24 protein-coding genes are annotated in these 25,448 nt (G+C 41.2%); 6 read left to right on the top strand and 18 right to left on the bottom strand.

Annotation, left to right across the window (positions count from 1 at the left end):
- Nucleotide 1: 1 nt before the first annotated feature.
- Both ctlX and ACFSQ3_RS05240 read left to right on the top strand, forming a co-directional pair.
- Nucleotides 2–925 (top strand): citrulline utilization hydrolase CtlX, encoded by a 924-nt coding sequence (gene ctlX, locus ACFSQ3_RS05235; protein WP_380868167.1) that lies wholly within the window; start codon nt 2–4, stop codon nt 923–925.
- Nucleotides 926–971: 46 nt separating this feature from the next.
- Complete coding sequence (locus ACFSQ3_RS05240) at nt 972–2,291, top strand: UDP-N-acetylmuramoyl-tripeptide--D-alanyl-D-alanine ligase (protein ID WP_380868168.1); 1,320 nt, start codon at nt 972–974, stop codon at nt 2,289–2,291.
- A gap of 20 nt (nt 2,292–2,311) precedes the next feature.
- Here the strand turns inward: ACFSQ3_RS05240 and ACFSQ3_RS05245 are convergent, their stop codons facing one another.
- From ACFSQ3_RS05245 to xseA, 4 genes are all read right to left on the bottom strand, one after another.
- Nucleotides 2,312–2,779, bottom strand: a complete 468-nt coding sequence (locus ACFSQ3_RS05245; protein ID WP_380868170.1) for an RrF2 family transcriptional regulator — start codon at nt 2,777–2,779, stop codon at nt 2,312–2,314.
- A gap of 69 nt (nt 2,780–2,848) precedes the next feature.
- Nucleotides 2,849–5,653 carry an excinuclease ABC subunit UvrA gene (uvrA, locus tag ACFSQ3_RS05250; RefSeq protein WP_380868171.1) on the bottom strand — a complete coding sequence of 935 codons (2,805 nt, stop codon included), beginning with the start codon at nt 5,651–5,653 and terminating at the stop codon, nt 2,849–2,851.
- Nucleotides 5,654–5,692: 39 nt separating this feature from the next.
- A complete protein-coding gene (xseB, locus tag ACFSQ3_RS05255; protein ID WP_380868173.1) occupies nt 5,693–5,962 on the bottom strand; it encodes an exodeoxyribonuclease VII small subunit in 270 nt (89 codons plus the stop codon).
- Entirely contained in the window at nt 5,952–7,217 is a 1,266-nt protein-coding gene (gene xseA / locus ACFSQ3_RS05260) for an exodeoxyribonuclease VII large subunit (RefSeq protein WP_380868175.1), read from the bottom strand. Before xseA ends, xseB begins: the two co-directional genes overlap by 11 nt.
- Nucleotides 7,218–7,335: 118 nt before the next feature.
- Between xseA and ACFSQ3_RS05265 the strand changes: the two genes are divergently transcribed.
- On the top strand, nt 7,336–9,054 hold the full coding sequence (locus ACFSQ3_RS05265) for a serine hydrolase domain-containing protein (protein WP_380868177.1): 1,719 nt from the start codon (nt 7,336–7,338) through the stop codon (nt 9,052–9,054).
- Here ACFSQ3_RS05265 and ACFSQ3_RS05270 read toward each other — a convergent pair.
- Complete coding sequence (locus tag ACFSQ3_RS05270; protein ID WP_380868179.1) at nt 9,047–9,439, bottom strand: SRPBCC domain-containing protein; 393 nt, start codon at nt 9,437–9,439, stop codon at nt 9,047–9,049. The two genes, ACFSQ3_RS05265 and ACFSQ3_RS05270, sit on opposite strands and share 8 nt — an antisense overlap.
- 56 nt (nt 9,440–9,495) lie before the next feature.
- Here ACFSQ3_RS05270 and ACFSQ3_RS05275 point away from each other — a divergent pair, with 56 nt between their 5' ends.
- Entirely contained in the window at nt 9,496–10,866 is a 1,371-nt protein-coding gene (locus ACFSQ3_RS05275; protein WP_380868181.1) for a methyltransferase RsmF C-terminal domain-like protein, read from the top strand.
- A gap of 209 nt (nt 10,867–11,075) precedes the next feature.
- On the opposite strand, the gene coaBC is transcribed toward ACFSQ3_RS05275, so the two are convergent.
- Genes coaBC through ACFSQ3_RS05290 form a run of 3 tightly spaced genes read right to left on the bottom strand, consistent with a single transcriptional unit; the run spans nt 11,076 to nt 13,579 of the window.
- On the bottom strand, nt 11,076–12,290 hold the full coding sequence (gene coaBC, locus ACFSQ3_RS05280) for a bifunctional phosphopantothenoylcysteine decarboxylase/phosphopantothenate--cysteine ligase CoaBC (protein ID WP_380868183.1): 1,215 nt from the start codon (nt 12,288–12,290) through the stop codon (nt 11,076–11,078).
- A 6-nt stretch (nt 12,291–12,296) separates the two neighbouring features.
- Entirely contained in the window at nt 12,297–12,623 is a 327-nt protein-coding gene (locus tag ACFSQ3_RS05285; RefSeq protein ID WP_380868185.1) for a DNA-directed RNA polymerase subunit omega, read from the bottom strand.
- Nucleotides 12,624–12,643: 20 nt separating this feature from the next.
- The gene (locus tag ACFSQ3_RS05290) at nt 12,644–13,579 is read right to left on the bottom strand and encodes an outer membrane protein assembly factor BamD (protein WP_380868186.1); all 936 of its coding nucleotides are present in this window, start codon (nt 13,577–13,579) and stop codon (nt 12,644–12,646) included.
- Between the two features lie 214 nt (nt 13,580–13,793).
- Between ACFSQ3_RS05290 and ACFSQ3_RS05295 the strand changes: the two genes are divergently transcribed.
- Together ACFSQ3_RS05295 and ACFSQ3_RS05300 are read left to right on the top strand one after the other, a co-directional pair.
- Nucleotides 13,794–14,069: a NifU family protein gene (locus ACFSQ3_RS05295; RefSeq protein ID WP_380868188.1), complete on the top strand. Its 276-nt coding sequence runs from the start codon at nt 13,794–13,796 to the stop codon at nt 14,067–14,069.
- Between the two features lie 71 nt (nt 14,070–14,140).
- Nucleotides 14,141–14,800 carry a hypothetical protein gene (locus ACFSQ3_RS05300; RefSeq protein ID WP_380868190.1) on the top strand — a complete coding sequence of 220 codons (660 nt, stop codon included), beginning with the start codon at nt 14,141–14,143 and terminating at the stop codon, nt 14,798–14,800.
- 75 nt (nt 14,801–14,875) lie between these two features.
- Here the strand turns inward: ACFSQ3_RS05300 and ACFSQ3_RS05305 are convergent, their stop codons facing one another.
- The 10 genes from ACFSQ3_RS05305 to ACFSQ3_RS05350 form a co-directional block, all read right to left on the bottom strand.
- Nucleotides 14,876–16,111 (bottom strand): FtsX-like permease family protein, encoded by a 1,236-nt coding sequence (locus ACFSQ3_RS05305; protein WP_380868191.1) that lies wholly within the window; start codon nt 16,109–16,111, stop codon nt 14,876–14,878.
- 6 nt (nt 16,112–16,117) lie between these two features.
- Nucleotides 16,118–16,759, bottom strand: coding sequence for an MBL fold metallo-hydrolase (locus tag ACFSQ3_RS05310; protein WP_380868193.1), 642 nt, complete (start codon nt 16,757–16,759; stop codon nt 16,118–16,120).
- Nucleotides 16,760–16,761: 2 nt separating this feature from the next.
- Nucleotides 16,762–17,532, bottom strand: a complete 771-nt coding sequence (locus tag ACFSQ3_RS05315) for a shikimate dehydrogenase family protein (RefSeq protein ID WP_380868195.1) — start codon at nt 17,530–17,532, stop codon at nt 16,762–16,764.
- A gap of 12 nt (nt 17,533–17,544) precedes the next feature.
- The gene (locus tag ACFSQ3_RS05320) at nt 17,545–18,948 is read right to left on the bottom strand and encodes a tetratricopeptide repeat protein (RefSeq protein ID WP_380868197.1); all 1,404 of its coding nucleotides are present in this window, start codon (nt 18,946–18,948) and stop codon (nt 17,545–17,547) included.
- A 216-nt stretch (nt 18,949–19,164) separates the two neighbouring features.
- Nucleotides 19,165–20,547 carry an OmpA family protein gene (locus tag ACFSQ3_RS05325; RefSeq protein WP_380868198.1) on the bottom strand — a complete coding sequence of 461 codons (1,383 nt, stop codon included), beginning with the start codon at nt 20,545–20,547 and terminating at the stop codon, nt 19,165–19,167.
- A gap of 225 nt (nt 20,548–20,772) precedes the next feature.
- Nucleotides 20,773–21,783 (bottom strand): inorganic phosphate transporter, encoded by a 1,011-nt coding sequence (locus ACFSQ3_RS05330; protein ID WP_380868200.1) that lies wholly within the window; start codon nt 21,781–21,783, stop codon nt 20,773–20,775.
- A 5-nt stretch (nt 21,784–21,788) separates the two neighbouring features.
- On the bottom strand, nt 21,789–22,436 hold the full coding sequence (locus ACFSQ3_RS05335; protein ID WP_380868202.1) for a DUF47 domain-containing protein: 648 nt from the start codon (nt 22,434–22,436) through the stop codon (nt 21,789–21,791).
- Between the two features lie 68 nt (nt 22,437–22,504).
- Entirely contained in the window at nt 22,505–23,545 is a 1,041-nt protein-coding gene (locus ACFSQ3_RS05340) for a sensor histidine kinase (RefSeq protein WP_380868204.1), read from the bottom strand.
- 51 nt (nt 23,546–23,596) lie between these two features.
- Nucleotides 23,597–24,250 (bottom strand): phosphatidylserine decarboxylase family protein, encoded by a 654-nt coding sequence (locus ACFSQ3_RS05345; protein ID WP_380868206.1) that lies wholly within the window; start codon nt 24,248–24,250, stop codon nt 23,597–23,599.
- A 42-nt stretch (nt 24,251–24,292) separates the two neighbouring features.
- Nucleotides 24,293–25,435: a toxin-antitoxin system YwqK family antitoxin gene (locus ACFSQ3_RS05350; protein ID WP_380868208.1), complete on the bottom strand. Its 1,143-nt coding sequence runs from the start codon at nt 25,433–25,435 to the stop codon at nt 24,293–24,295.
- Between the last annotated feature and the right edge of the window lie 13 nt (nt 25,436–25,448).

The raw sequence follows: 25,448 nt of genomic DNA on the forward strand, positions 1-25,448 counted from the left end.
TATGAGACAATCAACCGACACCATTTTGATGGTAAAGCCATCCCATTTCAGAAAGAATGAGGATACTGCCGTAAATAATTATTTTCAAACCGAGGAAGACACGGCCAATAATACGCAGGAATTGGCACTGACGGAGTTCAATGCTTTTGTTGAAGCATTGGAAAACAACGGTATTCGCGTAATCGTTGTGCAAGATTCAGGAGAACTTGACACACCGGATAGCATTTTTCCAAACAATGTTATTTCATTTCATGGAAGCAAAGCGGTGCTTTATCCGATGTTTGCAGAAAATCGCAGGCGAGAGCGAAAGCTCAATGTGCTCGGCGAGCTTCAAAAATTGCGCATTGAGTTCGAGCGGATTATCGATTATTCGATTTACGAGGAACAACAGTTGTTTTTAGAAGGAACGGGCGTTTTGGTCTTAGATCGAGTCAATAAAATTGCATATTGTTCACTATCTCCACGAGCTACGCAAACACTGGTAGATCGCTTTTGTGAAGATTTAGGTTATAAATCTCTTGTGTTTGAAGCTTTGCAAAATGTGGATGGTGAGCCCTTGCCTATTTATCATACCAATGTGATGATGGCTATTGCGGATCAGTTTGCGGTAATTTGTCTAGATAGCATTAAAGATAAAAATCAGCGTGAATTGGTAGAAGAATCATTGCGGTCGAGCGGTCGTGAAATCATGGCGATTACCGAAGATCAGATGAATCACTTTTGCGGAAATATCCTTGCCTTGCGCAGTAAAAATGGAGAACAATCATTGATCGTCATGAGCGAACAGGCATTCAAGCATTTCACGGAAAAACAAAAGGAGCAACTATCGGAATATGGAGATATTGTTCAATCGCCGTTGTACACGATTGAAAAGTATGGTGGTGGTAGTGCGCGATGCATGATTGCAGAAATTTTTCAAGCTTAGGCGAGATCATATTTTTCTGTATTTTTGGTTCAAACAAATGCCGAACATGCAAATCGAAAAACTTTATTCCATTTTTCAGCAATTTCCGAAAATCAGTACGGATACACGCAACATTGCTCCCAACAGTATTTTCTTTGCATTGAAAGGCGCAAATTTTAATGGAAATGCATTCGCGAAGCAAGCTTTGGAAGCCGGCGCGGCATATGTCGTGATCGACGAAAAGGAATATGCCGAAGTAAGCGAGAAGTATATTTTGGTGGAAGATGTATTGACTGCGTTGCAAGAATTGGCGAAGCACCACCGTCAGCAACTGCATATTCCGGTAATCGGCATAACGGGAACGAATGGTAAAACGACGACGAAGGAATTGATTTATGCTGTTCTTTCTCAGAAATACCAAACATTAGCTACTAAAGGCAACCTAAATAATCACATCGGCGTGCCGCTCACGCTGCTGAGCATAGATTCTTCGGTGGAAGTGGCGATTATTGAAATGGGAGCAAATCATGTTGGTGAAATTGCCATGTTGAGTGGTTTGGCGCAACCAACTTTAGGGTTGATTACCAACGTAGGCAAAGCACATTTGGAAGGTTTCGGATCGTTCGAAGGTGTAAAAACAGCCAAAGGCGAATTGTACACCTACTTGGCTGAGCATGATGGGACATTATTCATCCAATCAGATAATCCACATTTGGTCGGCATGACCAAAGGCAAAAACTTCCAACAAGTTTTGCGTTACGGATTCTCGGAAGATTGTGATGTCAATGGACAATTAATTGCGGCTGATCCCTATTTACAAATTGAGTGGCGCGTGAATCGAGGAACTTACTCTGCAATAAAAACGCAACTTACCGGATCGTATAACACGGAAAACATACTTGCTGCGGTTGCTATCGGTTTGACATTAGGCTTATCGCCGGAACAAATCAATAGCGGTTTAGAAGCTTATCAACCACAAAATAATCGTTCGCAGGTTGCCAAAACGGAAAACAATACAGTTATTGCCGACTTCTATAATGCGAACGCGAGCAGTATGGCGGCTGCATTGGATAATATGGAAGTGGTTACGGCCGAACGTAAGGTGCTGATTTTGGGAGATATGTTTGAAATGGGCGACGAAAGTGCTACAGAGCATCAAAAGTTGATTCAGCGTGCTTCACAAATAGATGCACCAGTACGTCTGTTCGTCGGGAAAGCGTTTTATCAGCAGAAAGATATTGCTGTTGAGGGAGCTGAAGCGAATTATTTTTTTGCCAGCACATCGGAAGCTAAAGCTTTTTTAGCTTCGCAAAAACTTAAAGATTGTTTTATTTTACTAAAAGGTTCGCGAGGAATGGCATTCGAGCAGTTGATGCAAGAACTATAAATCGGTAAACGCTTCGCTAATTACTTTTGCTCTTTAGGTACGATTTCGTCAGGCGTATCTAAGTCCAACTCTTTCTCTTTATTGATTAAAGCAGCGATACTCGTATCATTTAAGATTTGTAGCATGGCATTTCGCACATCCATAAATGTATCGCGAATACCACAAACGCGCTCTTCTAAACATTCTTCGCAAGAACGATAGAAGTTCAAACTCACGCAAGGCAACAAAGCGATTGGACCATCGATCAGTCGCATTACCTGAGAAAGGTAAATATCCTCGGGCGCTTTATTTAAACTATAACCGCCGCCTGCACCTTTCTTGGAGTACAACATACCTGCATTTCGCATCTCCAACAAGATTTGCTCTAAGAATTTTTTTGGGATGCGTTCTTCCTCTGCAATCTTGATGATTTGCATCGGATCTTTCCCGTAATTTCTTCCCAAAAGCATGAGTGCCTTGATGGCATATTTAGTTTTCTTCGAAAGCATATCTGCGTGCCTGATCTATAATGTAAACAAATTTACAAAAAATTTATTGCTCTAAACGGCTATAGACGTTTATGCCTTTGGCAAATGGTCTTTTAGAAACTGTCCTGTGTACGATTCTTTACATTCTGCCAACTTCTCCGGCGTTCCTGCGAAGACCAATTGTCCACCGAGTTGTCCGCCTTCCGGACCAATATCAATCACCCAATCTGCCGATTTGATCATATCCATATTGTGTTCGATCACCAAGATCGTATTGCCCAACGCGATCAATGCATCAAATGATTTCAAAAGCTTCTGGATATCATGAAAATGCAATCCTGTGGTCGGCTCATCAAAGATGAACATCGTTTTTTTCTGATTGCTTCCTTTAATCAGGAAGGATGCCAGTTTGATACGCTGCGCTTCACCTCCCGATAACGTGCTTGAAGACTGCCCCAATTTCACATAACCCAAACCAACATCCTGCAAAGGTTGTAGCTTCGCCAAAATCTTCGGCTGATCGGCAAAGAACACCAATGCTTCATCAATGCTCAAGTCGAGAATTTCGGAAACGTCTTTCTCTTTATAGCGCACATCCAGCACATGTTGCTTGAAGCGCTTTCCGCCACAAGCTTCACACGGCAATACGATATCTGCCATAAATTGCATCTCGATCTTTACTTCGCCGTCGCCCTGACAAACATCGCAACGCCCGCCTTCCACGTTAAAAGAGAATGCTGCCGGTTTCAATCCGCCCGCTTTCGCAGCAGGTAAATTGGCATAAAGTGCCCGAATTTCGTCCCAAGCTTTCACATAAGTAACTGGATTGGAGCGCGAAGAACGTCCGATCGGATTTTGATCGACCATTTCCACTTGTTCGATGCGGTCGGTACTACCTTCGATGCCATCGAATAAACCCGTTTGTTCTCCCGTATAATTCCCTAAAACTTTTTGAAGCGCTGGATATAAAATGCGTTTTACTAGCGATGTTTTTCCGGAACCGGAAACTCCAGTTACCACCGTAAATACGTTTAATGGAAAATCCACTTGAATGCCCCGTAAGTTATTTTCGCGAGCACCCAAAACGCGAATAGAATCGGACCATTTTCGGCGCGATTTGGGAACAGAAATTCCCATCGTTCCACCTAAATATTTCCCGGTTAAGCTGTTTTTGTCTTGTATGATCTGCTCGTAGTTTCCTGCAAAAACCAATTCACCACCATTAATTCCGGCTTCCGGACCAATGTCAATAAGGTAATCAGCCGCTTCCATCATCTCCTGCTCATGTTCTACAACGATGACCGTATTGCCGACATCGCGAAGCGATTTCAATACACCAATTAATCGTTGCGTATCACGCGGATGTAAACCAATGCTCGGCTCATCCAGCACGTAGATCGAACCAACTAAGGAACTGCCTAAAGAAGTAGCCAAATTAATCCGTTGTGATTCTCCTCCGGATAATGTATTGCTTAAGCGATTAAGCGTTAAATATCGTAAACCGACGTCGCAGAGGAATTGCACGCGATTGCTAATTTCTGCCAACAAACGTTTTGCAATTTTTTGTTCTTGTTCAGTCAATGTTAACCCGTTGAAGAAAGCCAAAGCTTCATCAATCGGCAACAATACGATATCGGTAATGGATGCGCCGTTGATTTTTACATAAGTAGCATCTTTGCGCAACCGAGAACCATGACATTCCGGACAATCTGTTTTTCCGCGGTAACGCGATAGCATCACGCGATATTGAATTTTATAGGTTTGCTCTTCTAATTCCTTGAAGAAATCATTCAATCCTTGAAAATATTTATTTCCCGTCCACAAAAGCTGCTGTTGTGCTTTCGTTAGCTCATTATAGGAACGATGAATGGGAAAATCAAACTTGATAGCTGTCTTGACTAATTTATCTAGCCAAGTGCCCATTTTTTCTCCACGCCAAGGTGCAATAGCTCCATCGTAAACCGATTTACTTTTATCGGGAACGACCAAGTCCGGATCGATTCCAATTACTTTTCCATAACCTTCACAGCGTTTGCAAGCGCCATACGGATTATTGAAACTGAAAAAATTGGGAGAAGGTTCTTCGAATGTGATGCCATCCAATTCGAACTTGTCAGAATATGTTTCACGTGAACCGTCGATATCTACCGAACAGCTCCCCTTTCCTTCGAAGAAAGCAGTCTGTATGGAATCCGCCATTCTGTTGATCGTGTCCTCTTCCCCATCCCATCGAATGCGATCGATCACGATTTCCACATCTTCCGCGCTAAACGAAGCATTTTTTATGCTGCTGTCTTCCAACATCGCTTCGATTTTTTGCATTTCTTCTTTGTAGTAAACGCGCACAAAGCCTTTCTGCAAAAGCAAAGAAAGTTCTTCTTTCAGTTTTCTACCATTTAACGGAATGAGTGGACAGAAGATCGTAAACGTGCTATCTTGAGGATGTTGCGTTAAGTCCGAAACAATGGAAGACACCGAATCTTTTGTTACTTCCTTGCCAGAAACGGGCGAATAAGTCCTTCCGATCCGAGCGAAAAGCAACTTTAAGTAATCATAAATTTCTGTAGAAGTTCCTACCGTAGAACGTGGATTGCTGGTGATTACTTTTTGCTCAATGGCGATCGCTGGCGCGATGCCTTTGATGTAATCCACCTCCGGTTTGTTCATCCGCCCCATAAACTGTCGAGCGTACGACGACAAACTTTCTACGTAACGACGCTGCCCTTCGGCATACAATGTATCAAATGCCAACGATGATTTTCCCGAACCCGACATGCCAGTAATCACTACCAGCTTGTTTTTTGGAATATCAACATCAATGTTTTTCAGGTTGTTAACCCGAGCGCCTTTGATTAAAATATGGGATTGTGCGTCGTATGTGGACTTCTTTTGCATAGGTTGCAAAATTACGCAAAAACTCCCTAATTTTTGCTTTTACTCGTCGTCGTCTTCTTGTTCGTCGTCCTCAAAATCGGCAGTTGGTTCCTCGTCGGAATCACTTGGCTGTTCGGAACTTAAGTTTGCAAGCAGTATTTGTACTTCTGCTTCTGTATGCGTAAGTTTTGCTTTACAAATATTGATCAATTCCGAAGCGCGTTTTATTTTTTCGGATAAGGTATCAATATCAATTTCGCCCGATTCCATGTCGGAAACGATCCGCTGTAGCTCCGCGAAGGCATCTTCGTAGGTATAATTATTTTCCATCTGTTATGTCGTTTATGGTGCTACTTATGCCACCATCCAATAGCTCCGTTTGTATGATATCGCCAATTTTAAGTGCAGCTGTTCCTTTTATAGCTTTCCCATTAATGCGCGTGATGCTAAACCCACGCTGTAATAAATGCTTCGGATCGGAAAGTTGCACTAGTTTTTCCAAATGTTGCAACGTTATTTTTTGGTGGTTGATAACCTGATGGCTAGATCGTTGCACGCGCTGTTGGAAGTCAGTCAGCAGTTGCTGATAACGTTGTAAATAGCCTTCACTTTTCCAACTTAAAAGCTGTCCGAATTGTTGCAGTTTCTGATTTTCTCGATCAAAATGGTGTTGTGCCGCTTTGACCAATCGTTCTTGAAGGCGATCTACCGGAACGGCAAAATCGTGAAAACGTTGCAATAGAAAATCCGCCAGTTCGCTCGGCGTGATCGCATTTTTAAACGACACCAATTCGGAAACGGTTTCATTGGTCGAATGCCCGATTCCGGTTAGAACAGGCAGTGGAAAAATGCAAATCGCCTTCGCCAATTGATAATTGTTGTAACTGGAAAGCCCAACTTCTCCTCCACCGCCACGGATAATCGCAACAGCATCGTAACCATCTGCACGTTCCGCAATGTTTGCCAGCTGCCGAATGATCGAAGCAATAGATTTGTCGCCCTGTAAAAGCGCTGGAAACAAGGTGGTTTCCAAACGATAACCCCACGGATTTCTTTGGATTATTTGATAGAAATCCGACAAGCCCTTGCTGGTTTCTACGGAGATAATGGCTAATCGTTTGGGCAAGCGCGCTATAGGCAATTGCTTATTTTGGTAGAAAATGCCCTCGTCGTGCAATTTTCGAATACTTTCTTTTTTCTCTTTTTCCAATTCGCCCAAAACGAACGCCGGATCAATGTCTACAATGCGTAAACTGAATCCATACATCGGATCGTAGGAAACTCCAGCTTGAAAAAGTACCGTAATTCCATCGCGCAACGGTTCCTGAAGGAGTTCTATGAATTGCTTATTGATTCGGTTGAAATCGCTTTTCCATAAAATAGAACGCATTTCCGCAACAATTTTGCCGTTTTGCTTTTCAACGAGTTCGGGATAACAATGTCCGGAATGGGTATAATGGTTAAGCTTGTTGATCTCGGCCTTGATCCAATACAAACTTTGATAGCGCTCGCTAATTGTCTTCTGTATACTACGAGAAACCTCGAGTAAGGAAAAGACCGTTTTATTTTCAATGGATTCAGGCATTACATCAAATTTAGCCAAAAACGACCTGATATGCAATGTGCAGAAAGCCACACAATATGCTTATCTTGTTGTTGCATCAGTCGAGTAAGCCACGAAAATTATTCAAATCGATTTAGCTATGAAGACAAAATTTTTAATCCTTTGCGCACTATTTGCTTATGCCCAATCCGTTATGGCGCAATCTTCTGCATATTTCGTTAATCGAACGGAGTTGATTGCTGACAAGGATAATTTTTTGCCGATTGCCGATTTGGGGGATGCAAAAATAGCTCTGATTAGTACCTCACAAAAAAAATATGCTGCTTTCCAGGAACAGATTTCGCGCTATGCGCCTGTGTCGTCGTATGATTTGTCCAATTATCGAAAAGGCATTTCAAATACTAACGTTTTGATTATCATTGGTGAACGCGCAGAATTTAAAGCGGATTTTTGGGAGCGAATGCGAAATGCTGCATCGAAAGGTAAAAAAGTGATCTTTTGTGAATTGGGCGATTCGCGATTTGGCTTTTCGGCAGGATTGACATCCAACATGATTTACCTGAAGAACCAAAACACCAATTCGATTGCACAACGAGATTTAGCGATGTCGGTTTTTGGCGGAATGGCCATTACGCAAGGATCCAATAAACGTTCGCAAACGCGATTGCAATATGCGGATGGAAATGAGCAACCGATCGGGTTGGATATCAGTAAAATGACGCGGAAAATTGATGCTGTTGCCAATGAGGCGATTAATGAGCACGCTACACCCGGATTAGTGGTTATGGTGGTGAAAAGTGGGCGCGTGCTGCTGGAAAAATCATATGGTTTTCATACCTACGATAACAAAGAAAGAACCGATAAGGATGATATTTTCGATCTCGCTTCGGTTTCCAAAATTTCTGCGACGACACCGTTGATCATGCATTTGTATGAACAACATAAAATCCAATTGGATAGTACGTTGGGGTTCTATCTTCCGGCAGCGAAAAACACAAACAAGGCAAAAACAACTTTGAGAACAGTGTTACTGCACGAAGGCGGATTCGAACCATATATTCCTTTTTATCGAGCTTTGAAAACTGGGGATATTTCGCGCACTCGATCATCCACACATCAAGTTCAACTGGCTGATCAGGCATTTTTGAAGAACGGTTACTACGAAAATATTATGTGGCCGCGTATGTTGGCGTCGCCAATTCGTAACGCGGGACAATATGTGTATTCGGATATCAGCATGTATGCGATGAAGGAAGTGGCGGAAACAGTAACTGGAAAACCGATTGATGTGTATTTGGAGGATTGGCTTTACAAGCGAATTGGTATGCAAACCATTGGTTACAATCCTAGGAAACGCTTTCCGAAAACCAAAATAGTACCGACAGAAAACGATACCGTTTTTCGGAAGGAATTGATCCAAGGATTTGTGCACGATCAAGGTGCTGCGATGGCCAACGGCGTTGCCGGCCATGCCGGATTATTCGCTTCCGCGACTGATCTAGCGATTTACGGGCAAATGTTATTAAATCGCGGAACATATGGCGGAGTGCGCTATTTTAATCCGGCGACGGTCGATTTGTTCACTTCTCGACAATCGAAAAGCAGTCGTCGCGGTTTGGGCTTCGATCGGTATGATTTGGATGCTAGCAAAGCTTATCCATCGCGTTTTGCCAACGAATCAGTTTACGGGCACACGGGTTTCACTGGAACATGCCTTTGGATCGATCCGAAGCATCAACTTGTTTACATCTTCCTGTCAAATCGCGTCTACCCTGATGTATCTAACAAGCTATATGATTTGAATATTCGAAGCAGAATTCAAGATGCGATCTATGAAACCTTAAACGACGCTAAATAGCATCCTCATCGTCGTAAAATTCAATCAGGCTTTGCATATATACATCATTCCAACCTTCGACGATCTCATCATAAGCTTCCTCGGGAATATTCACGTGTTGCACTTCGAAAGATGTTCCTTTTTTATGCGCATGCAATTTCATTGTGACGATAGAAGGTTGTTCTTGTTCCCCAAAATACCATTCTTGCACAATTTTTTGGCCGGGATCTAAACTGATAAACTTGCCTGTGATCGCACCGTCCCAAAAGGAAAATTCGCCTTCGGGTTTTGGATCGATTTGTACGAAATCTCCCGTCCACAAGCGAATCGTAGTTTCCGTTGTAAGCGCTAGATAAACTTCATCCGGCGTAGCGGCAACAATATAATATTTCTTGAAATCCTTCATCTTTCAAAGATAATCCAATATTTACGATTTGCATTTTTTTACCCTAACTTTGATGTATGAGCAACTTTCTGCCCAACGCATTAATCGAGCGTCTGAACAAAGAGCCTGAGTTTAATATGCAAGCCTTCTTGCAGGTTCACGAGCAAGAACAAAAGATTTCTTCAGTTCGAATTAATCCGGCAAAACTTAAAAATCCACAAGCCCTATTTCCGCAAGCCGAATCAATTCCGTGGTGCGATCGAGGATATTTTCTGAAAAAACGTCCAGTTTATACCTTGGATCCGCTTTACCACGCAGGAGCGTATTATTCGCAGGAAGCGAGTTCGATGTTTTTGGCTTATGCGATTCAGCAGTTACAGCTTGATAAGAAAGCACTAATCGCTTTAGATATGTGCGCAGCGCCAGGCGGAAAGTCCACGTTGCTACAATCCTATCTTTCCGACGATTCTTTGTTGGTGTCCAATGAAATCATCAAATCGCGAGCAAATATCTTGGCAGAAAACATGATGAAATGGGGCGGAGCGAATGTTGTAGTAACAAATAATGATCCCGTTTCTTTTGGTCGTTTGCCTGGATTTTTTGATTTGATGGTGGTCGATGCGCCTTGTTCTGGATCGGGCATGTTTCGGAAAGATCACGATGCGATCGACGAATGGTCGGAAGCCAATGTGAAGCTTTGCGCGGAAAGACAAAAGCGGATACTGGCAGATTCTATTGAGGCTTTAAAAACGGACGGCTATCTGTTTTACTCCACTTGCTCTTATTCCCGAGAAGAAAATGAAGAAATCGTGGATTGGCTGTCTGAAGAGTTTGACATGAAGGGCATTGATTTGGATGTTCGAGCTGAATGGAAAATCACTCGCAGCCAAACGCCAAAATCAAATGCACAAACATTTCGGTTTTATCCGCATGAAATAAAAGGTGAAGGATTTTTCTTTGCCATCCTTCAAAAGAAGGCAGATCAATCCAGTTTCAATCGAAAAAGAATTAAGACGGAAAAGAATGCTGCGCCGAAAGACGAGTTGCAGAAATGGATCAATGATGAAGGATTGTATGCCTTTCTGCATCAAGATCAGCTGCACGCCTTCCCGAAAGCATACGCGTTGGAGTTGGAAGCTTTGCAAAGAGTTTTATATCTAAAAAATGCAGGAACTGCCGTCGGCAAATGGACTGGTCGTGAATTGATTCCATCGCATGATCTTGCGCTGAGCATGCACGTGCGTAAAGATATTCCTGCAATCGACGTTGATTTAGAAAGCGCTTTGCAGTATTTGCGAAAAGACAATTTGGACGCAGCGGTTAATAATTCTGGTAAAACGGGTTGGTTATTGGTGCGTTACGAAGGCATCAATTTAGGTTGGGTAAAAGCATTGCCAAATCGTATTAACAACTATTATCCGAAGGAATTACGGATCGCTAATTTGTAAGGTTTCTTTGTTAGGAGGTAAAGTTGTTGAGTTGTGAATGTGTTAAGTTGTAAGTCGTTGAATTGAGAAGTCGTGAGATTGCTGCACCACTCGCTCCTCGGGATCGCAAAGAAGCTCTTTGGATTGACAAGGCGCTATCTCGTCTCTGCTAGGATGTACGACGACGCAGTCAATATTGAAATTGATACAAAGTGGTTAATCCACTCGGTTTACAAAGACTCCTGATGTAGCAGGATTTGCTGACAAATGTCTTTTGCTACCTCATCTTTACTTTTTAAGTCAAAATGTTGCGTTTCACCATTTCGGTGAATAATCGTAATCAGGTTGGTATTTGTTGAAAAACCAGCGCCAGCATCTTTCATGGAATTTAAAACGATAAAATCCAAATTCTTGCGCTGTAATTTACTTTGCGCGTTTTCCAATTCATTGTTCGTTTCCAACGCGAATCCAACAAGTGTTTGGTGTACTTTTTTCTGCTGACCTAAAGTTGCTAAAATGTCTGTCGTGCGTTTTAAGGAAATACTCAACGCATCATCATTCTTTTTGATCTTTTGGTCGGCATATTCTGCGGGCGTGTAATCTGCAACTGCTGCGCTCATGACGGCGATATCACTTTCGGAAAATGACGATAAACAAGCGTTTAGCATTTCTTCTGCTGATGTAACTCGAACGATAGTAACTCCATTCGGGACTGTTTCGTGCGAAGGGCCTGAAACTAAAGTAACCTCTGCACCAAGTTTATGTAGGCGATTCGCTATCGCATAACCCATTTTTCCGCTCGAATGGTTCCCAATAAATCGAACAGGATCAATCGCTTCATAGGTTGGGCCAGCCGTTACTAAAGCTTTTTTACCGATTAACGGTTTCGCTTCGCTCGCGCCATTCCACTTATCTAACAAATACGCGACGATTTCTTCTGGTTCCGCTAATCTCCCTTCACCCGATAAACCGCTCGCCAATTCGCCATTTCCCGGAGGGATAATGCTGTTTCCATACGATTTTAATAGATCGATGTTACGTTGTGTCGATGGATGTTTCCACATATCCAAATCCATTGCCGGAGCAATGTAAACCGGACATTTTGCAGAAAGATAAGTAGCTGTAAGTAGGTTGTCGCAAAGACCATTGGCCAACTTAGCCAAGGTATTAGCAGATGCGGGAGCAATAACCATGAAATCCGCATCCAATCCCAGTTGAACATGGTTGTTCCAACTTCCTGTTTTCTTGTCGAAGTAATCGACGAGAACTGGTTGTTTTGATAGCGTAGAAAGGGTAAGGGGTGTAATAAACTCGGTCGAGTCAGGCGTCATAATGACTTGAACCTTAGCTCCTGCCTGTACGAGTAAGCGGATGAGTAGGGCTGATTTGTATGCGGCAATACTGCCGCATACGCCCAAAATAATATGCTTGCTTAGCAAGGACATGGATGATTAATCCTGCTCCTTAGCTGGATTTCTGAAATAAACTTTATCGTGTAAGAAATCATCAACAGCGATTAAGCTCGGCTTAGGAAGACGTTCGTAATGTTTAGAGATTTCGATTTGCTCTCTATTTTCGAACACTTCTTCTAAATTGTCGCTGCTTGTAGCAAATTCTGCCAATTTACCGCTCAATTCCTCCTTGATATCTACCGAAATCTGATTAGCGCGTTTGCTCATAATCACGATAGATTCATAAATATTGTCTGTGCCGTGATCCAACTCACGCAAATCGCGCGTTACTGTAGAATTAGGGACGTTAGTAGGGTTATGACTCATAGTTCAAAAAGATTTTCTAGTTATTGTTGTGTTTGTTCACCGTTGGTTGCAGTACCATTTGCCGCTCCTGCAGCACCCGAAATACCAAGCTCTTCCTCATGTTGCTTTCGAGCTTCATTCATTTGATCCGTTTGTTTTACCGCTAGAAGAATTTTGCGTTCAGCGCTACGGCGCAATACATCTAATTCTTTAACGTATTTGCTTTCCGGGTAGTTTTGAACGAAACTTTGGTAGAAATCAATGGCATCATTATAACGTTCTTCCTGACGGAAGAAAGCGCTATTTTCAGCGAACATATATTGTGATCTTACGATCAAGTATTCTGCTTCTTCCGCATATTTCGTGTCAGGAAATTCGCGCAACATACTTTCAAAAGCGATAACAGCGGCGCGGTAATCTGCAGGCTGCCCCATATTGTAATACAATTTCGCGTTGTCGAAAGATTTCTTCTCCAATTTATCGCGAAGCTTTTGGATCAAATCATTTGCTTCCTCCGTACGTTCCGATTGCGGATAAAGATTCACGAAAAGCTGCATCTCGTCAATCGCTTTGTACGTGTTTTCCTGATCTAAATTAGTACGCGGGGAATCCAAATAAAAGCAATATGCCGACATGAAGCGACATTCTTCGGCACGAGCGCTGTTTGGATAATTCTGTGCAAAATTTTTGAAGTGAAAACGCGCAGAAATATAATCTTTCATACGGTAGGATGTGTATGCCGTATAATAGTTCAAATCTTCCGCCTCTGCGCTAGCACGGTAACGCGTCAACAAGTCCGTAAACAGAATCGAAGCTTTCGTGTACTTTCCAGCCTCATAATACTTCACTGCTTCCAAGTATTTGTTTTGAATATTGTTACTAGCACGCAACTTTTCAAAGCGACTTTTACAAGCGCCTAAACTCAACACCGCGGCCAATCCACAAGCGAAAACCCAAATACGTTTATGTGAAAACATTTTGCAAAGATACTTTAATCCGTACGAATAATCAATTTATTTTTCGAAACTAAGGTAATTTAATATATGCTAGGAAGCGTTTAGGAATCACGCATTTAACATTCTTTAACTCCGATAATTGTTTAGTCATTGCAGTGTTTAAATATCAGGCGAACCCCAAACGATTTGAATAATATTGATTACCTTTATCCCGTATTTTAATAATTTAGAGTAAATGACATTACAAGAAAGAGTTGAGCAAGCATTAGATACTATTCGTCCATATCTGGAAACGGATGGTGGAAATGTTAGCATCGAAGAAATTACTCCGGATAACGTTGTTAAACTGAAATTGTTGGGTACATGTGCTAATTGCGCGATGAGTATCATGACGTTTAAAGCGGGTTTGGAGCAAGCAATTAAAAAGGCGGTTCCGGAAATTGTATCTGTGGAAGCAATTAACTTGACGGATATGAATGATCCCAATGCAATCACACCCAATCAATTATAGTCAATCCGATATAATTTCAGGTTAACACATTTTAACAGCGCCTATTTCGGCGTTTGTTTATTTTTGTGCTTATGACTAGAGGTATTTCCTACATCATCCTTTTTATGTGCATGCTTTCTGGTGTGCAACAAGCGTTCGCGCAAAAAAAAGAAATTGTACAATTTTCGGGCGTTATCACTGCGACTGGAACGGAAATAGAAGTGCCTTATGTAACCATCATCAATTCTAGCTTTGGTGATCAGCTTTTTATCGCAAATCATGAAGGTTATTTCACATTTGTAGCGCACAAAGGTGATCTGATTAAGTTTTCATCTATTGGCTACAAGCCATTTGAAATTACGATCCCGAATGTTTCTGGCGATAAATATAGTGTCAGCGTAGAAATGGAAAGTTTGGTAGAAGAGCTTCCTATTGTAACTGTCGGACCTCCTTTGCCTTGGGCAAGTGTGGAAGAATTTACCGCTGCCTTTTTGTCGTTGGGTGAAGGAACTGATGAGCTATTGAATGCGCGAAGAAATCTGTCTCCAGAAGCTTTAGCGGCACTATCCAACATTTTGCCACGACGTGCGGAGGAGATTGGTAGTTTTAATAACCGTATGAATGATGTGCAAATGTACAATCGTGGAATGCGTCAAAATGCTACAACCCCATTTTTAAATCCGTTTGCTTGGGGACAATTAATCAACCAAATCAAACGAGGCGATTTCAGTCGCCAGCGGTTGAAATACTAATCATATTTGTTCAATATTTCTGCGTAGAAAATCTAGGAATCGCAAAACGAAATGTGCGATTGAGGTGTCATTTGTTTATTCTTCGTGAATATTTACTGAACCGAACTTTTTGATGCTTACCTTCGACGCGGCGTACGATATAATAACGGATGTCAGCATAACGGTAAAGAAAATCAATACAAAGTCCATATAACGCACTTCTACCGGATACGCATCAAACAAAGTTTGTCCGCCTGTTCTAACAATTCCATATTGCATTTGTAGGAGACAGAACGTGATCCCAATTCCAATACCGATCACGCTACCCAATAAAGCAATCAGCACACCTTCAAAGAAAAAAATCCGCTGAATTAAGTTTGCATCCGCACCGAAGCTTTTCAATATTTGAATATCTTTCTTTTTGTCTATCACCAACATAGTAAGTGATCCAATGATATTGAAAATCGCTATAACGCCAATAATTGTGACAATAAAGAAGACAATCCATTTCTCCGAACTGACCGTCTTATAAAGTGTTGGGTTTTGCTGCTGACGATCTTTTACGATAAAATCTTCTCCTAATTCTTTTTGCAACCTTCGTTGAACCTGATTAACTGCATTTGGATCTTCGAGATACAATTCTACTGCTGAAATTTTTGAGGGTTCGCTTAACAAATCCTTTGCGAAATCCAACGATGTGATTACTAAATCGTCAAATCCGGGCTGAAATTTTAGAACGCCGGTTGGGTTGATCCGACGCACGTTGATTTCATCCATTGGATTCAAATTGCTTCGCTGCGGATTAATAGTTTTTTTCGGAATGTAGAGCGCAATCGAGTTATCAAATTCTTTGTATGATATCTGAAGATTTGCCTGAACTTGCGCGCCAATGATCGCATAATTAACGCTGTCTGCTTGCACCTTGTAATCACCGAATAGCAACATATCCTCGGTAATCTGTGTATGCAAGCTCTCTTGTTCTATGCCCTTTATTCGTCCCACGAATTGCTGATTGCCATATTGAACGAGGATACGGTCTTCCAGAATTTCGCTGTAGGATTTGATAGCTTGATCTTTTCGGATCTTTTTAAACGTTTCTCCGTTTGCATCGAATACTTTTCCAGCTTCGGGATCAATCCGTAAATCAGGTGAAAAAACACTGTATTGCGACAGAATGAATTGCTCCATTCCATTGTAGAAAGAAAGCACAATCACTAAAGCTGCACTGCTTACCAAAACGCCAATCACACTTATCGAAGAGATAATATTGATCGCGTTAACGGATTTTTTGGAGAATAAATATCTCCCGGCAAAGAACAGTGGAAGCTTCATTTGTTTTTAACCTCTTACAAAAGGATTGCTATTCTTTTCGAACCCGATCGTGGTGCTTGGTCCGTGGCCGGGATAAACTATGGTTTCGTCTGGTAATGTATACAAGCGTTGAGCGATGCTATCTAGAAGTTGTTGATGATTTCCGCCAGGTAGATCTGTCCGGCCAATACTATTTCGGAACAATACGTCGCCGCCTATCAAAAAGTTATGAGAAGCGGAATAGAAACAAATATGTCCTGGAGCATGTCCGGGAGCTAATATTACCTCCAATTGCTCATCGCCGAAGGTAATGAAGTCGCCGTCTTTAAGAAATGTTTCTGCAATTGGCGCTGCTGTATAATGGAAGCCCATTTGCGGCGCATAATTCTGTACTTCTAGCAAAACAGGTATTTCATCTTCATGAAATTGAGCCAAAAATCCGTAGGTGTCGTAAATAAACTTGTTACCAAGCACATGATCAACGTGGCAATGTGTGTTTAACAAAGCGACAGGCGTGAAGTCATTATCTTGAATAAACTGCAAAAAATGTTTTTCTTCTTGCGTATTATGCATTCCGGGATCTACAATAATGCATTCTTTCTGCTCATTGTAAACGATATATGTGTTCTCTTGATACGGATTGTAAGTCAGCGACTGGATTGCTATCATCTTCAAAAATAGGAATTATTTTCCGCGAGCCAAATCGCCCAATTTTTGTCAGCTTGAAGCACCAGCATTTCATATCCATTTTTGGTTGCTGCGCCCTGTTTGTGTCCTTTCTTCAGAAACAACGTCTCATCCGGATTATAGATCAAATCGTATAAGTAATGATCGGAAGTGATCGCAGAATATGGAATAGGCGGGCAAACGTCGACATTTGGAAATGTACCCAATGGCGTGCAATTCACAATCAATCGGTGTTTCGCGATTATTTCTGGAGTGATTTCCTCGTAAGCTATTGCGTCAACGGATGCTATTCTGCTAACCAATTGCGTATGTATTCCGAGCTTCTTCAACACAAATAATACGGCCTTTGCAGCGCCGCCGTTTCCAAGCACTAAAGCATGTGTATGTAATGTGGGTTTTAGCAATGGAAGCAAAGATTGTTCGAAGCCAAATGCATCGGTGTTATACCCTTTCAAGAACGAGCTTCCGTCACCTTTTCTTTCGATGGTAATACAGTTTACCGCGCCAATGAACTGCGCTTCTTCAGATAATTCATCCAAATAAGAGATAACGGCTTGTTTGTACGGAATGGTAACGTTGCAGCCGGATAATCCATTTTCCGAATCCAAATACAAATTGGGAAAATGGGTAATATTCTCAATAGGATAAAGGTCGTAATCGACTCCTTCAATGGCTTCCTCGGCCATTTTTTGCACATAATATTTTTTGGAGAATGAATGCCCCAATGGGAATCCAATCAGTCCGAGTTTCTTCATCTAAATATTTTGCTATCCGGTGTATTTCTTAATCAAATCCAAAATAACTTGATTTCCTTGCAATTGTGGTAAGTATTCGAAAATCACATACGCTTTGTCTGGATCTTTCGTTAGGGCGATATCCAAGAAGTTCAAGGCTTCGTTCAGATTTCCTTTTGCAATTAAATAAGCTACTGTGCGGTAATACAATAAGGCGTCATCTGGATTGCATTTGATGCCTTCCGCCATGGCTTCGATGGCTTCATCCAACTTACCTTGTTCAAACAAAAGCGATGAATAATCTAGCCATGCTTCTGCGTCAGTTGGATTAAGTTCAACAACTTTAGAGTATGCGAATTCGGATTCTTCGATTTGATGTAACTTGTAGCGTGCATCTGCAATTGCAAACCAATAATCTGGATTTTCGTCGTCAATTTCAAGTGCTTTTTTATAGTAGTACAATGACTCAAAATAGCGCGTTTCCGAATCCAGCGTGACGCCGATGCCAAACCAAGCGTCGGCGTGCATAGCATCCAATTTTACCGACTTTTCGTAGTATTCCCGCGCTTTGGTCATCTTATCGAGCTTTTCATAACACTCGCCAATTGCACAGAATGTTTCAGCGCGCGGACTTTCAAACTCAAATGTATGTTTGAATACCTCGATAGCTTCGCGATATCGCTCCAAGTTCACTAATGCGTTGCCTTTGTCTAGATATGCCGGAGAAAAGTTTTCCTGAATCAAGATGGCGTAATCGTAAGCGTCAATCGCTTCTTCAAATTTGCCTAAATGATGTAATGCATTTCCCAAGTTGTACCAAGCAACATAAGAATATGGATCGCTGTCAATGTATTTGTGATAGAAAGCGATGCTCTCCTCCAAACGATCCAAACGATCATAACATTCCGCGATAGCGTAAAGCGCGTCGGAATTTTCGTTATTTAAGCTGAGCGTTTTCTTAAAAAATTGAATCGCTTTCGTTAGATCGTTATTGGATTGATGCATTTGTCCAATCTGGAAATAAATGTCATCCTTGCTATCGCTTAAATCCAATGCGCGGTAAAAGTTGAGTTCCGCTTCATCTTGATCTCCTAACGAAGCGTAAACCGCCCCTTTTATTAAATAGATCTCCGCTTCCGATGGTTCGAGCAGTTCTGCTTTTTCTAACGCTTCCAATGCAAGCGAAAGTTGTTGCATGCTTAACAATAACTGCGCTTTCCGAATGAAAAAGTTTGTTTCAAAAGGATGCTGATTGAGTGCAAATTCGGCTACCTGCAATGCCTTCACTGGATCATTCTTGCCGATGTAGTATTCAATAATGCCCTCAAATGCGACTGTGTCAAAGAAATACTGGTCTTCATTGCGAAGCATTTCTTCGTACCTGTCTACCGAATGCTTCTGTTCTTCTGGAGAACCAAAATCGAAATTTTCTTCCATAGTACCGTATCTCCTTATGGTTGATAAATGCCAATAGCGGCTATTTCTTTAATGAAGATAAACCTTTTGCCATTTAATTTTACCTTATTGTTTTCCACATTTACACATTGGACTACAAATCAGTGCTATTGTTTAACAGGCGATATCATTAAACACGAAAAAGCCGACTCGATAGAGTCGGCTTTTCTTATGTTGATAATCAACGCTAAGCGTTAATTATTTTTTGATCTCAACACGACGGTTTTGAACACGTCCAGCTTCAGTATCATTAGATGCTACTGGGTTAGACTCACCTTTACCGTTAGCTGAAACTTTAGCAGCAGCAACACCAGCGTTTACTAAGTATTGTTTTACTGCGTTAGCACGGTCTTGAGAAAGGTTTTGGTTATAAGCCTCACTACCTTCTGCAGAAGCGTAACCATCTAAAGTTACAGAACCATTGTTATCACGCAATTCTTTAGCTAATCTATCTAATGTAGAGTAAGATTCAGTTTTCAAAACAGAGCTATCGAATTCGAATTGAATCGGAGCTGCGTAAGAACCAGTTGCTACGTTGTTTACAACTTGAGGCTCAGGGAATTTGATAGGACATCCAGCACCATCAACTTGCTCACCAGCAGGAGTGTTAGGACATTTATCGAATTTGTCAGATACACCGTCACCATCAGAGTCTTTGCTCAATAGGTCAACAGTACCTTCTAAAGTAGATACGCGTTGTTTCAATGCCTCAACTTCGTTTCTCAAAGTGTTGTCTTTCAACTCATCGTAAAGAGCAGCAACTGGGTTAGCAAAAGTTAAGTTTTCTTTGTCGCGTGATCCTAGAGTGAACTCTAAACCACCAGTTACAGTAGAGAAACGTCCTTTGTAGTCAGTTCTAGCTGGTCCGTAGAATCTGTTATCATCCGTGAAGTTCATTGTGTAACCTAAGTTCAAGGCAACAACTTCAGATAATTTGAATTTAGCACCAACACCAACTGGGATAAAACCAGTTAATTTGTTTTTGCGGTCACCAGTAGCAGTTCTGTCTCCGAAGATCTCAGAACCCCAGTTTCCTTCGTTATTCCAAACTGGAGTTCCAGTGAACTCATTGTTTCCGTATTGTACAGGATTTGAAGCCAATACACCGAAACCAACTTTCGCGAAGAAGTTAACTGCATTTTCTCTTCTCAAGAAATCGATAGTTCCCAATTGGAAAACACCGTTTAAGCTACCAGACCAGTCAACGTTAACCTCTGCAGATTGAGCACCGAATTGGTTCTCAGAAGCAGGACCTGATACATTGTGGTTGTAAGTTTTGATACGACCACGGTTACCTTCCAATTCTAAACCGAATAGGTGAGAGAATTGCTTGCGAATAGTTAAACCATAGTACTCACCTACTTTATTTTGGAAGTATCCAACTTTCTGACCGAAAGCGTTAGAACCACCAGTTAATACGTTAGGAGCAGTGATACCACCGTGTACACCGATAGACCAAGTTCTGTATTGAGATCTTCCACCGAATACAGTTGGTTGTTGAGCTTGTGCAACCTCAGCAAAACCGAAAGCGGCTACTAGAGAAGCTGCAACAGCTGTTTTTTTAATTGTAGAATAGTTCATACTCTTGTTTTTAAGGTTATTGAATTTTTAAATTGTTTCTTTTTAATCCCAATTGCCCAACACTTGTACAACAATGATGCCAACTTTTTTATCCTTAGCAAAATGTGCACTAATTCGTTTACAATCGGTGCTTTGGCGTAAAAATACGGTATTCCTAATCATCTTTCCAAATTTTAGCCAAAAAATATTTCCCCATAGATAGTATAAATGAATCCACTATACTAACTACACGATATAATGTATGATTGCAAATGTTATGCCACCAAGAACGGCGCTTACTGGGATCGTTAATACCCACGCCCAAAGCAAACTGATTGTAACTCCCCAGCGAACTGCCGAAACACGCTTTACGACACCTACTCCGATAATCGCACCAGTAATGGTATGGGTAGTAGACGCAGGAATTCCGAAATGCTCGGTAATCCCTAGTGTTAATGCACCAGCACTTTCAGCACTCACACCTTCCAACGGAGTTACCTTCGTAATCTTTGTTCCCATTGTTTTAACAATCTTCCAACCTCCACTCATTGTTCCGGCTGCAATAGCTACGTAACACGATAAAGGAACCCACTCTGGCATCTCCTCGAAACTACCAATAACATTCTGTGCAATTAACGCCGTAGCAATAATACCCATTACTTTCTGCGCATCATTACCCCCATGTGCGAAACTTAATGCGCCAGAAGAAATCAGTTGGAATATTTTAAACCATTTTTCTGCAACAGCCGGACGTGATTTCCTCGCTAGATTTATAATAATCAATGTGATGATAATCGAGATTGTCATACCTATGACAGGGGCCAATACGATAAAGGAAATGATTTTAACAGTTGCTCCTAAGTTGATCGCTTCTAACGGATTGATGCCTTGAATTACGGCGTATGCCATTCCTGAGCCTGCGAATCCTCCAATCAATGTGTGAGATGAGCTAGATGGGATACCATAATACCATGTAAATAAATTCCAAGCAATAGCTGCTACCAAGCCAGCGAAGATTACTTCTAGCGTGATATATTCTTCTAATACCGTTTTCGCAATGGTGTTTGCCACCTTATGATCGGTAAAATAGAAGTAAGCTGCAAAGTTAAATAGGGCAGCCCAAAGTACAGCAACAAATGGTGTTAATACCTTGGTAGAAACAATTGTTGCGATCGAGTTCGCTGCATCATGAAAGCCATTGATGTAATCAAATGCAATAGCCAATATGACAACGACGACTAATAGTGTTGTAATCATATGTATTATGCGTTTTTAACCAATATACTTTCCAGTACATTGGATACATCCTCACATTTATCTGTAGCGGTCTCCATAGAAGATAATACTTCCTTGTGTTTGATTAAGATGATAGCATCTTTTTCAAACTCGAAAAGTTCTGCTACTGCTTTTTCAAAAATATAATCCGCTTTGTTCTCCACGCTGTTGATACGAACGCAGGAATCGGTAATGTTTCGGATGTTTTTGATATCTTTCAGTTCATAAACAGCTTTAGCTACGTGCTCGGTAGCCTCTACCAATAGCTCCGCCAATTCTTTCATAGCTTGAGTTGGCTGTGTTACCTTATACATATCCATGCGGTTGGATGCACCATGTATATAATCCGCAACGTCATCTAATGAACTTGCCAAAGAGTGAATGTCCTCGCGGTCGAATGGTGTGATAAAATTTTTCCCTAATTCTAAGTGAATTTGGTGCGTAATGTCGTCGCCGCGATGTTCTAGGTCTTCGATTCGTTTTGTCAATTCTTTGCGCTTTACCTCATCAGTAGTGTTTACTGCTTCGTTAAGCACTTTAGCCATTTCGATCAGGTTAGAACCTGCTTGTTCGAAAAGAGGAAAGAATTTTTTGTCCTTTGGAACGAAAAAATTGAAGATATTACCTAATGCCATAATATAATATGTTTTGAGCTTACAAAAGTATGTTGCTAATGTTAAGTTAATGTTAAGTTTACTTCTTTTTATCCTGCAGCTGTTTTTGCTTTTTGCAGTGTAAATGAAAACGTTGTGCCAATACCCTCCGTACTACGTACGTGAACACTTTGCTGATGTGCTTCCACGATGTGTTTCACAATAGACAAACCTAATCCGGAACCACCGATATCTCTAGAGCGACTTTTATCCGTTCGGTAAAAGCGTTCGAACACGCGCGCGAGATTCTTTTCTTCGATGCCATGGCCATTGTCCGTAACTTCTACCAATATTTGTTCGAAAAGAGGACTAGTGCGAATTGTAGTGGTTCCACCACTTTTTCCATACTTAATAGAATTTTCAACCAAGTTGATTAACACCTGCTGAATCTTTTTCTTGTCCGCTTTCACAAAAATTTGCTGCGTGGTTTTGTTGGCCATTTTCAGCTTAATATTAGCAGTTGAAGATCTATCTTCTAAATATTCGATGGTATCATTGATCAAATCATTAATATCAAACCGTTCGATATTGAGTACCACGGCTCCGGATTCCAACTTGCCAATTTCATCCAAATCATTGATTAAATAACTTAGCCGATCAATGTTTCGCGACGCTTTAGTCAAGAAATTCATAGCCATTGCGGGGTCATCCTCCAGCATGCCGTCTTGCAACGATTCAATATAGCCCTGGACTGCAAAAAGCGGGGTTTTAAACTCGTGTAGTGTATTGGAGAGAAATTCTTTGCGGAATTTCGCTTGGTCTTTTAGTCGGCCGATCTCCGATATCTTTTGGTTTGCCCAAGCGGAAACTTCCTGTTCGGCCTCCGCGATGGGATTTTCAGGACGGTATGGCCCTAATGCTTCTTTGAGGTCTTTACCCAGTTTTAGATTGGTGATTAACTTATATAAGTTATGGATCCGATCATTGATCGTTTTTTCTAGAATGGTACTAATTATTAGATAGCTGACAACGAAAAATACCGCACCAGCCATTGCGGCACGCTTCCACTCCTGCAGGAAGAATAGCAATATCCCAAAAACGACTAATGCAAAACAAGCAGAAATGTAGAAGGATATTTGTCTAAAAGTCATTAGGTTTTCAGTTTATGACTTCAAAGATACAGCTTGTGTATTAAGAAATTGTTAAAGGCGAGCAATTGTGGTCTTTCCACCAACTACCTTGTCTCCAATTTTAACATCAATCTGCGTACCTAAAGGTAAAAATAGATCGACACGTGATCCGAACTTGATAAATCCGAATTCAGCACCTTGTTCTACCGCATCATTTTCTTTCACATACCATACGATACGTCGAGCCAATGCGCCGGCAATTTGACGAAATAGTACTTCCGTACCGTTTTCCTGCTTAACAACAATCGTAGTACGCTCGTTATCCGTAGAAGATTTCGGATGCCAAGCTACTAAAAACTTTCCTGGATGATATTTGAAAAAGGATACGATTCCAGATATTGGACTACGGTTAATATGCACATTTACAGGCGACATGAAGATAGAAACCTGCAAACGTTTGTCTTTAAAATATTCGTTTTCTTCTGTTTCTTCAATAACGACCACTTTTCCATCGGCTGGACAAAGCACCGTGCCAGCATCCTGAATGATACTGCGGTTTGGACTACGAAAGAATTGTAAAATCGTAATAAATAAGAAAGCAGATAATGCATACAAGAACCATTTCACATAAGTTGGCGCGTCGTAAAAGTCGGCAATCGCATTGATAGCGAAGCAGAATAATAATACTAATGCTAAACTCGTGTACCCTTCCTTATGAAATTTCATGATGCTAAAATGATTAATACCCGCAAAAGTAATCTTTTTGTCTTATTTATCTTGTTCGAATTTACGTTCTATGCGATTCGTTTGAAATAAGAGCTGTCCGTCTGCTCCCGACAAAACTTTTCCGCGAACGGTCAATTGATCATCGATATAATCGCCATCTTTAAATGAAGGTATGAAATACTCAATAGATTGAACGACGCGTTGAAATCCATTATGAATTTCTTCAGGCAATTCGCTAATAACTTTCGCTCGTCTAGCAGATCCATCTTTTCGAACCAAAACTTCGAAAGCAAAATCATTATTCACTGGTGTGTTAACGCGAACAGCTTGGAATGCAGCTTTGAAATATTCAGATAAATAATAGGTAAAACCGGCAAAGTCGTCAAATGTACAAGGTTTGAAAACCAAGGCATCCGCTCGATAGAATGTATCGTAAGGCAAAATGGAAAATATGGGCGCTGTGTATTCCGCATCCTCGAAATAATTGTTACCAATCAAGAAAATCCCATCGCGATAGGTTTCGTCTGCGGCGTATTCCGATTGCTTCGCTTGCGGATTTTCGAAATATACTTGCCAAGCGCCATCGGGGACGCCGTCTTTTATTTTTCCTCGCATGGAATAGAAAGAAAATCCATATTGGGAATATCCGTCAATGGGATTTCTGAAATCATACTTCCCATTTCCCTGTTTTACACGCAATTTTCCACGTTCGTCCCAAAGGGAAACGATGCGTGCTGATGTCGAATCGTGAAAAGAAACGCTTAACAATGGCCGTCCGTCGGGGTAATAGTAGTTCCAAAAACCAGTCGGCTTATTCTCTTTGAATGTTACTTCCCACTTAATCTGTTGATTAGGATGGTAAGCAACGAACCTTCCATCTTTCAATCCATTTGCATAACTACCGGTCAGCAATCTTCTGCCATCGGCTGCAACATCCACGAAGTTACCTTCGAAATGATTATTAATTTTGTCAAATTTTGCAACGCGTTCTATCGATTTGAATTCACAATTTTTATCGACTAGATAATAGTTCTGGTCGAAAAAGAATCGAGATTCCGTATCATTTATTTTTTCAAAGAAAACGTTCCTCGTGGAATCCTGCGCGAAAGCAACGTTCGTGCAGATCGCTAATACAGCAATTATGAACGAACCGAAAAACGTCTTAAAGTACTTTTTTGACAACATGTAGTGCGTGGTT

The sequence above is a fragment of the Sphingobacterium corticis genome (genome assembly GCF_042684745.1).
Classification (GTDB): domain Bacteria; phylum Bacteroidota; class Bacteroidia; order Sphingobacteriales; family Sphingobacteriaceae; genus Sphingobacterium; species Sphingobacterium corticis.